Below are 13,752 nucleotides of genomic sequence, written 5' to 3' on the forward strand. Positions count from 1 at the left end.
CCTCCTATTGATTTATTGTTAAGCCACTCAATTGATTATATAAGGCTTGGCTGACAGGATTTAAGCCTATGACATTGACTTGAACATGCTGTGCCTCTAAGCGATGGATTACCTTGACAAGTGCTCCTACAGCCGATTCATCCCAGAGATGACTGCTTGATAAATCGATGGTAATATTAGACGCTTCAATCTGGTCAAATGCCTGCATAAAGCTTTTAGTCGAGGCAAAAAATAATGGCCCTTCAATTATATAGGTCGTCCCCATCTGCTGAATCCTTACCTTTGAGATGCTGGCCACAAAAAATAGCGCACTTAAAATGACACCAATCACTACGCCAATGGCTAAATTATCGGTATACACAACAATCAGCACTGTCGCAATCATCACAAAGGCATCAGCGCGAGGAGCAGTTGCGATATAACGAAAGGAACCCCAATCAAAGGTGCCGATACTTACCATAATCATAATCCCCACAAGCACAGGCATTGGAATATCCACCACTAAATCACCCAGAACAATGATTAAAAACATAAGAAATACGCCTGCCACCAAGGTAGATAAACGACCTCGCCCACCTGATTTTACATTAATCACCGATTGACCAATCATCGCACAGCCAGCCATCCCACCGAAAAATCCGTTAATGATATTAGCAATTCCCTGTCCACGTGCCTCACGGTTTTTATCACTTTTCGTGCTTGTCATCTCATCGACAATTTGAGCCGTTAATAATGACTCTAATAGCCCAACAATAGATAGAGCTAAGGAATACGGTAGAATAATCATCACTGTTTCAAGATTGAAGGGTACGTTGGGTAGGAAGAACGAGGGCAATGCACGTTCAATCGCGCCTAAATCACCAATTGTTTTTAGGTCTACACCTGTTGTAAAGGTTACAATAGTTAAGATAACAATCGCAATTAACGGTGCAGGGATTGCCTTGAAAAATCGAGGCACAACATATACAATCAGCAATGTTATGGCGATAAATAGATATGTCCAAAGCCCCTCCTTTAAAAAATGCGGAACTTGTGCCATAAAAATTAAAATCGCCAATGCATTGACAAAGCCAATCATGACCGCATTTGGCACAAAACGCATAAGCTTAGCAATACCCAACACACCAAATAGCAATTGTAATAAGCCTGTTAAAATGGTAGCAGCCAATAAATATTGCAGCCCATGCTCCTTGACAAGACTTGTCATGACCAATGCCATCGCCCCAGTAGCAGCGGAAATCATGGCGGGTCTTCCCCCTACAAAGGCGATAATCGTTGCAATGCAAAATGAGGCATAGAGCCCAACCATTGGGTCAACACCTGCAATTATAGAAAAGGCGATGGCCTCAGGTATTAATGCAAGAGCCACAACAATGCCTGATAATATATCGCCACGAACATTGCCAAACCATTGTTCTTTTAATGTTTGCATAAATAAGCTCCCTTAGTTATAGTATAAATAAACGTACCAAAAGATACCTTTTTGGAACGACAACAAGTAGCATAGCATAATCATTCCCAAAAAGGAATGGTTTTGGGAGGAAAAATCATGATTTATGGCTACAAGCGCCCGATTATTGGCGATGAATTAGGGGAACAGCAATTAGCAGGTATAGCGCTGGATCAATTATTTGTGGAGAGACATCCCTATGCAAAAAAGCGACAAGCGTTAGAGGAATTATTGATGGTCATACAGGCTGGGGATGAAATATTCGTTGAAAATGTAGTAGTCCTTACCGACTCCATACACCAATTAGCAGATATCCTGCATATTTTGGCAAAGGATGATGTGAAGATTACATTTCGACAGGAACAAATTACAAATATAGCGCATTTACATATGTCTTTGTTAGACAGCGCCGCACTTTTTGCCAATTTACAAACCCAGCTTAAAAGTCATGCCACATCCTTTGGGCTAGCTGAGGCAAAGAAGGCTGGCAAAGCCCTTGGCCGTCCTAAAAAATCCGATGATAATTTGCGTAAGGCCCTTGCGATGTATCAAAGCAAGACCTTTTCATTACTTGATATTAAAAATGAAACAGGCATTAGTAAATCCACCTTGTATCGCTATATAGATGAGATCAATAAACAGCAAAGAGAGGACTAACATCCTTTAAATTTTAAAATGCCAAGACGTTGTTTGATCAACGCTTTGGCATTTTAATTTTGCTTTCTTTGACAGCTTGACTTGAATCGATCCTTACGTTAATAGACCGCTTTCTTAGCTAATACAATAAAGGATATGGTTGTGCCTTGATTTGGGCTACTTAAAATTTGTAAGCCTTGCCCATAATGCTGCTGCAGGCGAAGATGGGTATTTAATAAGCCAATACTTTTGGAGGAATGGGCTGTTCGTTGCAAGAGCTGTGCCACCTGTCTGTCATTCATACCAACGCCATCATCAGCCACAATGATTTCAAGATGATCCTCATTATCCATAATGCGAATATAAATGGTACCACCCTCTGTTCGCTTTAAAATACCATGCTTTAAAGCATTCTCCACTAAAGGTTGCATAATGAGCGGTGGAATAAGCACATCTTCCTCTGCCTCTACCTCCCACACCACCTGAATACGATCACCAAAGCGCTCCTGCTGAATATAAAGATAAGCTCGAATTAATCGAAGTTCATTTTCTAACGGTACAAGAGCTTCCACATTTTGAAAATTATAAGACTCTCTTAAAAAATCGCTCAGAGCCTCTACCAATTTACTTGTTCGTGCACTTTCTGCTTCACTTAATGTAAGAATTGCATTTAATGTATTAAATAAAAAATGGGGTTCAATTTGTGCTTGAAGCCAAGCAGCTTCCATACGATGCCGTTCCTGTATAGAGCGCTTCACCCTCGCTAATGCCTCTACACGAGACCTTAACTCTAAAGCATCCACAGGCTTCACCACATAATCATTGGCACCTACTAAAAAGCCCTTTTCAATCTGATGAGGCTGACTACGCGCTGTCAGCAATAATACAGGCAATTCTGTTAGCGAGAATTGCTTGCGAATAATCCGTACTAATTCATAGCCAGACATTTTTGGCATCATCACATCTGAAATGACTAAATCCCACTTTTGCGATTGAATGCATTCCAATGCCTTTATGCCACTTGTTACTGTGGCAATATCATATTTATCATTCGTTAAAATTGTTTCTACCACTCTTAAATTAATCGGCTCATCATCCACCACTAAAATACGAGGTCGATTGCCATCTTCAACGCTAGTAGCCTCTGTAGATGGTTTTATTTGCATATCCTCTTGGTGATAATAATTACTTTCTGTCACCATATCATCCTGTACATCTTTGGATAATGGCAGTGTAAACGTAAAGGTTGACCCTTTACCTAGCACCGATTGCACCTCCAATGTACCACCCTGCAGTTCAATTAATTGCTTACTAACGCTTAGTCCTAATCCAAAGCCACCTTCAACAATATTTTTACCTGCTGCCCCTTGCTCGTATGGTCTAAATATACGTTGTATTGTTTCTTGATCCATACCAATACCTGTATCCTCCACTATAATTTTTGCCATGCCGCCTTTTGTTGTATAGCCTAAAATACTAATATAGCCCTCATTCGTAAATTTCACTGCATTATGCACTAAGTTTAAAACGATTTGTGCTACACGATTTTCATCAGCCCATACTTGCTGAAAATCGGCTGGAATGCGATGAATAAATTGTACAGGCTTCCCTTCTACTGTATAACGCAGCATCTCTAACACACTCGATACAACTGTATGAATGGAAACATTCCCTAGCTGCAATTTCTGTGTATTTTCCTGTAAACTCATAACATCCAGCAAATCATCTAATAAAAGGGACATGCGTTTCCCTACAGCTAATACCGCTTCTAAATCATTTACACTTGTATCGCTCAATGCATGTACCTCACGATCTAATACCGCTCTTGAAATATTAATAATACTATGAAGTGGATTGCGTAATTCATGGGAGGTGCTTGCTAAAAATTCATCCTTTTGTTTATCTGCTTTTTGCAGTTGTAAGGCAAAGGCTTTTGTATCAGCATGTACCTTTGCAAAGCCTTGAAACCAGACAATCGCCAAGCAAGCAATCGTGATAATCAAGTCAAATGGATAAAAGATCACCTTACTTCCTATAATCATCAATATACCAGCCCAAACCATACTATTCACAAAGGCGATGATTGCGAGTAAAACAAAAATATTATTTCGAATATCCTTTACTGAGTTTCTTAGTACGATAATTATTGTAATCATAATAGAGACACCGAAAATAAGAATATAGACGATTTGTATGGTTACAAGATAGTGGGTTGGCAATAGGATAGCCAGCAATGAAGCCACAACACAGATAATTGCAAAACCATATTTATACGGTTTGAAATGTGGTGGTAGCCACTGCTCAATACATTGAAGCATTGGGTAGGCAATGCCAATGGCCGTAAGATGGACAAGTATAAAGCTCCACTCATAATTAATCGAAAACCAAAAGGTCAATAGTTTGTCATCGTTACTCAGCAAATAATAAAACATCGTACTAACCATTAACAGGGAAAAATAAAGTAAACGTTTATCCTTGCTGCCTACCAAATACAGAATAATTGCATAGCCAGCATGAATAAGTAAAACAACAGCGACCAATAGCTGCATAGTGATGGACAATAATGTTTCACGGTAAATAACATCCTCATGTCCAAATTTAATGGAACGCACAATACCACCCATACGAGGATCTTGAAAGTTGGCTACTTGAATAACGATCTCAATTTCGCTTTGTCCCTGTACGTCAAAAGAAGCTGTAAATGGTACATTTTCCGCGACTGTTTCTGTACGATTTTCACCTAATTTACCTGATTTCGCTAATAATCGCCCATTGACATAAACTTCTGATGCACTACGAATACTTGGTACTCTTATACTATAAGTCGTTGTTTCTTCTGGATTAACCAATATATGAAGGCGATAAGAACCATAGCCATAAGGGTTCCGTTCCTCCTGAACAACTTTATCCCAGCCGCCTGGAACATGTAAATATGTGGATTGATTTGATTGCTGCTCTTGCTCCATCAACCATTGAGATGGATAAAACAGCCACTCACCATCTAATGTAAGGGTGCTATCTTGAAAATGAAAATCTCGTACATCTAATTGACCTTTGTCGGCATATAATTGCTGTTGCTGCGTAAACACCTCAAGCCACAATAGCCGTAAAGCTGTTAACGTTATAACAAATAGTGTAATAATAACTATAATCTTTTTTGTTTTCATTAACGATATTGTAAAAGAGCTAATCGATGATAACCTTCTACCAATTTCACCTCCCTGACCCATACAGTCTAATATCCGATCTATTTTAACAAACAGACCTCTACAAATTCTTTACAAAAAAAAGTCGAGACAGTAGTGTTACTGACTTGACCTTTTAACATACTCACTTCAATTATATTGAGGCATCATTGTTACAAGCTCACACAGAAAATTCTCTTGAAAGTCTGTGTGATCCATCAGGGCTTCTCTTGGTACAACAGACACTCTATCATCTACTGCACCAATAAACTCTATACTATTCCTGTTACAAGCAATAAGAAGAATACGAGTGACGCCGCAAAGACAGGATCATTCCAATCTCCTACCTGTTTGCGAGCTGCATAAAGTCTTGTCATCATCCTACCACTACTGGAAAGATAGTCTAATATCATACCTGTAAAACGATAAAGCGGACAGAGAACATTCTAGCAACCAAAGTAATCAATACAATATATGTATAGGATAGCGACCCTTTCCCTAAACCGTCACTCTTTTTATATCCCTCACGCATAAGGTGTTTCATTTTTCTCACTATTGGATAGCTGCCACTAATTTAGTTAATTCTTGCTTACTGATGTCACCTTTAATTGTATACGTTAATATACCTTCAGTGTCAAAAATAAAAGTTGTTGGATACCCTACCACTTGAAAGGATTGCTGAAGCGTCCCGTTGTGATCCAAAAAGACGGGAAATTTTAATTGATAGGTCTCCTGAAATGCCATTGCTTGCTTATAGCTATCATACTTGGTTGCATTGATTGCTAATAGCTCTACTTGCTTGGATTTTTGCTGATAAAAGGCGTTTAATGCAGGCGCTTCCTCTTGACAAGGCCCACACCACGATGCCCAAAAGTTAATAACTAAATTTTACCCTTATAAGCCTCAAACGTTGTTATGGATTGATCTAGCTTTGTTAATGGTGACGTAAAATCAAGCTGTGTTGTACCATCTGCTAAATCCACCATCGCTGATGATACTTCCTCTTTATTCAATATATTTTTCAGCATTATCCCAAGTAATAAAACAATGATGAACGCTGAAAGCATCAACCTAAGTGTTTTTCGTTGCATGTTCCGTCTCCTTTCATCATTTGAGAACCATTTTGCCAAGAGATGTCCATATATTTTTATTTTAACAAAAAAAAATCGTTTACGTTTCAAACACAAAAAGACCAGGAAGCTCAAAATACTTGAGTCCTGGTCTTTTTGTGAAAAGTGAATCTTACTAAGCTTTGCTTTAGTTTTTGTATCCTACTATTATAGTAGTCGCGCTAAGCCAATAAAAGTTACAGATTTTCAAAAATTTTTTAGGACTAATTGATTCTTGCAGGTGTTAAACGCATTCCGTAAGCTACCTTAAAAGGCTTTTTTCAGCTCCTTACTAATAGTTTGCCTCCCTAATTTAGTTTAAATTGTCCTACCTGCTGATTTAATTCCTCTGCCATGTTGGCTAGCTGGTTAGAGCTATTTGAAATTTCCTCCATCGAGCTTGAGGTCTGCTGCATTGTTGCAGAGGTTTGTTCAACCCCAGCAGCCGATTCCTCTGAGATAGCCGCAATATCTTCAATCGCTTGGTCGATGCGCACCGAATTTTCCACTAGCAGATCAAGATTTTGTGAAACATTTGAAATATTCTGCGCCATCGCTGTCACAGCAGTGCCAATTTCCACAAAGGTTTCATTGGTTAATGAAATTTGCTCTGAGCCATGCTGTACCTCTTCATAGCTTGACTTTAATGAATTTGTTACATGATTGGTTTCATCTACAATTTCTTCTACAATATGCTCAATATCGACCACCGATAACGACACCTGCTCAGCTAGTTTCCGTACTTCTTCAGCAACTACAGCAAAGCCCTGTCCCTGCTCTCCTGCTCGTGCCGCTTCAATCGCTGCATTCAGAGCTAATAAATTCGTTTGCTTAGCAATATCATTAATGACCACCACAAGCTTGGAAATATCTTTGGATTTATCATTTAAGCCCTCTACCTTCCCTACTACCTCATGAACAATATGATCAATCTTTAACATTTGTTCTGTCGATGCTTGAATTAATGTTTGACCTGATTCCGTTAATGTAAGAACCTGATTGGAATCATCTTCCACCCGCTGACCATTTTGGCTAGCTTCGTTCATGTGTTTTACAAAGTCACTCATTAAATGCGATAAATCACTTGCATTGTTGGCCTGTGATTCGGTGCCCTCCGCAATATCATTCATCGTAAGTGCTACTTGCTCTGTGCCTGTTTTTACCTCAATCGAAGACTGGAGCAATTCTTCACTATGTGCAGCTACTTCATTGGACACACTGTGAATACGCTGTAGCATATCCTTTATTTTTGTATTCATCGTATTGGTAGAATCCGTTAACTCACCAAGCTCATCTCTTGCATCGTTAGCAAGTGCCTCTTGGCTTAAATCACCATCTGCAATTAATTTCACACGCTGTGAAATTCGTTGCACAGACTTGGAAATAGCTGTCGCATTATAGAAAGCTACCCCAATGGACACTACTATGATGACCACAAACATAATGATGCTCATGTTAGTAAGTCGATTATTATTATCCTTTAATTGGTCTCCAGCCTGTTGAATTATTTCCTCACGAGCGATCGCTAATGACTCAAATCCTTGTTGAATCTCTTGCACCACTTCTTCCTGACTTACTACATTCCGAATCGCTAAATCTATATTCCCAGCCTCATAAACAGGGAAAACGTTTTTTTCAATATATTGACGCCAAGCTTTTGCTCTTGCTGTATATTTTTCAAAATCCTCTGACTCGCTAAGCTGTCGAGCACGAGCTTCATTTTCTAAAGAAATTTTAATGTATTCATCAAATGTCTCTTTGTAGGATTGCTCACCTGTTAGCACATAGCCTCGTACAGCTCCTATCCTCATCGACATGGAATTCGCTAAATGTTGATCAATAATGGACAACTCTAGCTCCTTCTCGACTATATTCTCAATTTCCTTGTTCATTTTTATATTTGAATAAATGGTATAACCACTTTGTACTATTATCCCTATTAAAACAATGGAAAAACCAACTAAAATTTTTGTTCGTATTGACTTAAACCTCATTCACACTAACCTCCCTCTATCTGCTACCAGTTGTTTGTCATAGTGCTTGTATGTATATCTAAGGTGTCTGATAGGTGCTACAAACAAATAAAACTTATACATTTAACATAATTTTATTGATTACTAGCGCTTCATTTATAAATAAACACTCTCCTTTTATAAATAGTAGGTATATTCACTTGAATTTTTAAAAAACGAAAATAAATATACAGGATGATTGTCATCTTATTTTACTCTATATTGGAAATTATGTAAATTAAGAAATCCTATTATCAAAACATAAGGTGTATACGTCCATACAAGCTAATACTTCTCGTCAAAAAGAGTAGGTTAATTTTATCTCTTTAATTGCAAAGCCAGACATTTTTGGTAAAACAATAACATATTACTATTCTACTAGGAGGAAGCTACTTGAAAGTTAAGAATGATCATTCTATTATTATTTTGTGTATGAATTGGAATAGGAAACAAAAGTGTTAGTGCATCCATTTATGTAAACGGCGAGAAACAATCATTTAGTAGTCAAGTAGTAATTGAACATGGTGTTACACTATTACACGTGTGAATTATAATTGGCAAAATTATAAATTTGCTGGTTGAAATGGGATTTTATTTCCTTGAGGAATAAACAATAAAATGGTGAGATAGCCTATTAACAAAGGACATCGAGAGTGAATTTCTCGATGTCCTTATTATTTTTTATATGCCCTCTTTTTAAAATGCCTCATCAAGAAGATAATCCCGAGACCGATAGCTACAATACCCCCTAGTGCCTTATACCAAACGCTTTTTTGTAAGGTAGTCTCTTTATATTCCCCTTCTCTAACTGCCTTGACATAGGTATCATTTGGCGTGTGTACCGCAATTGCATGAGCCGTATCTATGCCTTTAATCGCATAATAGCTTGTTCCCACTGGATAGATATTAGAGAAGTTGCCTGCATATTGCTCCATATCTGAATAAGCTGTGACAGCTCCAATTTTTTCGTCAAGGCTTGTTACTTGCTCATCCCCCACCACATATATATAGCCATCCCATACAACAAAAAGATAGACCCAGCTCGTCGCAAGGGCTTTCATAGGAACAAGCATAACAAGCAGTACTATAGCTTCAATGAGTGGTTTTCGTGGATTCATATAACCCTCTCCTTTTAGTAGTAGACCTCTGTATTGGAGAAAAAGTTCCAAGTGGTCAACATAAAGATTGACTTCTCATAGATGGAATGTTAAATTTACTAAGGCAGTAATTTAGTAAATTACTAATAAAAAGGAGCGTTAAAAAATGAAAATACCAACACATTTAAAGCATAAGCCCGTAATTGTGGCAGAAAACTATGCCAATATCGATGGACGCACAGCATACGACACAGATGCACAGGGGCTGTCACTTGGCTTAGCACAATGGAATGACCGCGGAAAGGTCGATATTTCCGCAAAGGTTTGGCGACATACAGGTGGCAAATGGTCGCGCCAATCAGAGGAGTTACCCCTTCACCGCGTGCTTGACCTCGCTATTTTAGTATGTGAAACAGAGCTTTATTTCAAGGAGGCGTATCGTCATGAGCATTTATATGATAAGGAAAATCCGCTTATTAAGCGTGTAGGCTTGCAGGGAGATGCCATGACTGTAGAGGTTTGCACAGATAATGAGCAAATTAACGAAGATATTCAGCTTTTTCAGCAGGCATTAAACAATGATGATGAATTAATCGGTGAACGCCTGCGCACATTATCACGAATTTTAAAAGAAATGGGTTATTAATACTCAAGAGGACCAAATTATGAATGAACAATTATTACAGGATGACAAACAACTACGTAAGGCTTTTTTTAATTTTTTAATTCCCGTGATGCTCGCCAATGTCCTGCAATCAGTTGGGCAAGTATTTGCGATGTTTATCGTCGGGCGCAATTTAGGTGTCGATGCATTAGCTGCCATCTCGGCATTCTTTCCATTTTTCTTCTTTTTAATGGCTTTTGCCATTGGCATTGGCTCAGGTAGCTCAATTTTAGTTGGGCAAACATTTGGCGCTGGCAACCATGAAAAAATGAAGGAGGTTGTTGGGGTAACGCTTGCCTTTACAACGATTTTATCCATTGCTGTTGCGATTTTTGGCGGCTTCTTTATTGAATGGATTTTACGCTTTATGCAAACACCCGCTAATATTTTAGATATGAGTATTAGCTATGCACAAATTTTATTTTTCACGCTACCAATTATGTTTTGGTATTTTGTTTATACAACTTTTATGCGTGGCGTTGGCGATTCCAAAACACCCTTTTTATTTTTAGTTGTTAGTGTTATTCTCAATATTGCCTTTCTTCCACCATTAGTATTTGGCTGGTTGGGCTTGCCTGCATTTGGCTTAAACGGTGCTGCCTATGCCTCAGTGCTCTCAAACCTTGTAACCATGTTAATATTATTTGTTTACTTGCATAAAACAAAGCATTTATTACGTTTAGACAAAACTATTTTACAGCACTTTAAGCTGAAAAAGGATATTTTAACGTCCCTGCTAAAGCTAGCCATTCCTTCAAGTATTAGTATGGTTGCCATCTCTGTTGCAGAAATTGCTGTTATTGGCTTTGTCAATCTGCATGGCTCAAATGCCACTGCTGCCTATGGTGTTGTCAATCAGGTGGCAAGCTATGCCCAAGTGCCAGCTATGAGTATTGCTATTGCCACATCTGTCTTTGTTGCACAGGCACTAGGCGCAAACTCTACAGAAATGATTAAAAAAGTTCGTCAGATGGGCGTGCAAATTAATTATCTTTTAGGTGGCGCCATTATTTTATTGATGTATGTATTCGCAGGACCTATTCTCGCTTTATTTATTGATACACAGGAAACCCTGCATATTGCTAAAAATTATTTATTTATTGCCTTTTGGAGCTATTTAATTTTTGGACATATGCAAACTGTGTCAGCAACCATGCGCGCAACAGGCGTTGTGCTATGGCCGACTGTCTTTTTAATTATTGGCATTTGGGTTGTGCAAGTGCCGTTAGCCTATTTCCTATCCCACCATACTTCACTTGCTCTAAATGGTGTATGGTTAGCCTACCCGATTACCTTCTGTGTCCTCTTTATTATGCAGTATGCGTACTTTAAGCTAGGCTGGCAAAAACGAACATTACAAGCTATGTTAAAATAATAAAATGGAAAGAGGATGTTTCAATTGGCTTTTGAAACATCCCCTTTTCTAATTTTGGCCTAACAATACCCTATTTTAGGTTTGACTAACATTAGGCTTTCTTGCCATTAAATTCATAGCGCTTATAGTTACCCATTGTTATCATGCCAAGAATAGGTCCAATCGCCAATATTGTAAAGACCCACTCCCAACCAACAACTCTTTGAATTAGTGAAATTAAATTGATAGAAAATATCGTGATTAAAAAACCGATGCACATTTGAAAAGTAAGGGCTGTACCTACATAATCCTCTTCGGCTATTTCTGTAACGGCTGCAGAAAATTGAGCGGAATCAGCGATAACAGCTCCACCCCAAATAACAGAGACGATCAGCGTGAGCCAAATAAAGTGTCCAAATGTAAAGCCGATAACGATCGAACAAATAGCGCTGATTAGCATAGCCAGCATCGTTAGATTAGCTCTTCCAATTCTATCTGAGATAAGTCCACCAATCACACAACCAATTCCCCCTGCAATGCCAATTGATAGAAAAGAGGATAAGGCAATAAACCATTGTGGTGTTGCTGGTGAATAGGCTAAAAAGCTAGCCGCCAAAAAAGCTGGAAGCCATGTCCACATCGCATACAATTCCCACATATGACCAAAGTAGCCATAGTTCGCAAGCATAACAGGTTTATTTGTCACTACTTTTTTAATTAATTTTAAAGAAAAAGGCAATTTTTTCGATTTTACTGGAGCATCCTTTAAAATAAAGAAAACAATAAAAGCTGACAATAAAGCTAACATTGAACTACAAAAAATCACAAACTGCCAACTTAATGAAGAAAAGAACATAACCATAAAGTGTGGCAATGATGATCCTACTGTTAATGCAGCAATTAAGATACCAATTGCCAACCCGCGTTTTTTAGGAAACCATTCCGATAAAATTTTTACAGCGATTGGGTAGACACCAGCAAGTGTGATGCCTGTTAATACTCTTAGTAAAATACCGAAAAAACCAGAATCAACGAAAATTAATAAAATATTTAAGAATGCACCTAAACATGCTGAAATACCAAAAACTTTGCGGGTGTTAAAACGATCAGCAACCCCAAAATACGCACTACATAATGCCCCTATAACAAAGCCAATAGGCACAGCAGCAGAAAGCCAAGCCTCCATATTAGCGCTAAGATGCCACATGGCAATTAGTTCAGGGGCAATCACGGAAGCACTATACCATAAGCTTAAGGCACATAATTCGGCTAATCCAATCCACACCAATGCTCTCCAAGAACCTTGCATCATCCCTTCCCCCCAAACGGATTCCAATATCTCATATATAGTGATTTAATAATTTTAGCATATTTACTTTAAAATGGAGGAATTTACACTATCAAAATTTTCCTACAAATGATAATGTAACCTTTTCTTATCGCTCATCACTTTTTCAATAGAGTTGCTTGAAGGAATGATTTTGGAATATTTTTAATGAATCAGGTGAAAGCTTTATAGATAAGGCTAGAAATACAAACAAGCTAGAATATCTTATGGATAATAATAGGTTTAGAGTTAATACTTACTTAAATGAGGAATAATCTGAGCCACAAGAAATTCTATTTACTAAAAACATTATAGAATGTGAATGATTTTATTTCATCGAAGTGTAATTAAATAGTAAATCAATGCGCTAGTTTATACGGAAAGCAGTACAAATAAAAAATTTATACTTGTCTTTAAAAAGGATACGGCTAGTAGGGAGCACCTATTGTTGCAGCAGGTATAATAGGTATTATAATTCAATACGAACACAATAGTCTTACTATGCCGTTAGTTAAACATACTCAAGAAAAATATATGGTTCATGATTATAATTCCATAAACGGAGAAAAAGAGGCCAAGAGCTTCAGAAAGTTTGATAGTAAATACAGAAGTAATTCCTCTATGCTAAGAGCAAAGTAGATGTTTAAAAAATTAAATGTAAAGCAAGAAATATTACTGTTTTTATTGTTATTTTAACAACAGGTGTTGTTGCTAGCCTAACGCCTTGGAATCAATATAAGACTCTTTTTATAGCTCCTCTTATCGCTTTGGTAGCTTTTATTGGTAGTATTATAAAAATAGGTAAATTAAAATACTAAAGCGTTAATGGCATTTTCATATGCCATTTCCCAAAAAAACAAAACAACCAGGCACTCAATCCTGAGCCCTGGTCATTTTGTGAAAAGTGAATGTTACGAA

10 protein-coding genes are annotated in these 13,752 nt (G+C 37.8%); 3 read left to right on the forward strand and 7 right to left on the reverse strand.

Going from position 1 to position 13,752, the window contains the following annotated elements; translation table 11 throughout:
• Window positions 1–4: 4 nt before the first annotated feature.
• Window positions 5–1,432, reverse strand: coding sequence for a SulP family inorganic anion transporter (locus MHB44_RS11700; protein WP_341299285.1), 1,428 nt, complete (start codon window positions 1,430–1,432; stop codon window positions 5–7).
• 117 nt (window positions 1,433–1,549) lie between these two features.
• Here MHB44_RS11700 and MHB44_RS11705 point away from each other — a divergent pair, with 117 nt between their 5' ends.
• The gene (locus MHB44_RS11705) at window positions 1,550–2,107 is read left to right on the forward strand and encodes a recombinase family protein (RefSeq protein ID WP_341299286.1); all 558 of its coding nucleotides are present in this window, start codon (window positions 1,550–1,552) and stop codon (window positions 2,105–2,107) included.
• A 98-nt stretch (window positions 2,108–2,205) separates the two neighbouring features.
• Here MHB44_RS11705 and MHB44_RS11710 read toward each other — a convergent pair whose 3' ends face one another.
• The 5 genes from MHB44_RS11710 to MHB44_RS11730 form a co-directional block, all read right to left on the reverse strand.
• Window positions 2,206–5,316: an ATP-binding protein gene (locus MHB44_RS11710; RefSeq protein WP_341299287.1), complete on the reverse strand. Its 3,111-nt coding sequence runs from the start codon at window positions 5,314–5,316 to the stop codon at window positions 2,206–2,208.
• Between the two features lie 507 nt (window positions 5,317–5,823).
• Window positions 5,824–6,150, reverse strand: coding sequence for a TlpA disulfide reductase family protein (locus tag MHB44_RS11715; RefSeq protein WP_341302965.1), 327 nt, complete (start codon window positions 6,148–6,150; stop codon window positions 5,824–5,826).
• Window positions 6,151–6,152: 2 nt separating this feature from the next.
• Complete coding sequence (locus MHB44_RS11720) at window positions 6,153–6,362, reverse strand: hypothetical protein (RefSeq protein ID WP_341299288.1); 210 nt, start codon at window positions 6,360–6,362, stop codon at window positions 6,153–6,155.
• A 326-nt stretch (window positions 6,363–6,688) separates the two neighbouring features.
• A complete protein-coding gene (locus tag MHB44_RS11725; protein ID WP_341299289.1) occupies window positions 6,689–8,374 on the reverse strand; it encodes a methyl-accepting chemotaxis protein in 1,686 nt (561 codons plus the stop codon).
• A 692-nt stretch (window positions 8,375–9,066) separates the two neighbouring features.
• Window positions 9,067–9,510 (reverse strand): hypothetical protein, encoded by a 444-nt coding sequence (locus MHB44_RS11730; RefSeq protein WP_341299290.1) that lies wholly within the window; start codon window positions 9,508–9,510, stop codon window positions 9,067–9,069.
• Window positions 9,511–9,655: 145 nt separating this feature from the next.
• On the opposite strand from MHB44_RS11730, the gene MHB44_RS11735 reads away from it, so the two are divergent.
• Window positions 9,656–10,135, forward strand: coding sequence for a DUF6530 family protein (locus tag MHB44_RS11735; protein WP_341299291.1), 480 nt, complete (start codon window positions 9,656–9,658; stop codon window positions 10,133–10,135).
• A 19-nt stretch (window positions 10,136–10,154) separates the two neighbouring features.
• Complete coding sequence (locus tag MHB44_RS11740; RefSeq protein WP_341299292.1) at window positions 10,155–11,528, forward strand: MATE family efflux transporter; 1,374 nt, start codon at window positions 10,155–10,157, stop codon at window positions 11,526–11,528.
• Between the two features lie 91 nt (window positions 11,529–11,619).
• Here MHB44_RS11740 and MHB44_RS11745 read toward each other — a convergent pair whose 3' ends face one another.
• Entirely contained in the window at window positions 11,620–12,819 is a 1,200-nt protein-coding gene (locus tag MHB44_RS11745) for an MFS transporter (RefSeq protein ID WP_341299293.1), read from the reverse strand.
• Between the last annotated feature and the right edge of the window lie 933 nt (window positions 12,820–13,752).

This window comes from Lysinibacillus sp. FSL H8-0500, assembly GCF_038051955.1.
GTDB classification, from domain to species: Bacteria; Bacillota; Bacilli; order Bacillales_A; family Planococcaceae; genus Lysinibacillus; species Lysinibacillus macroides.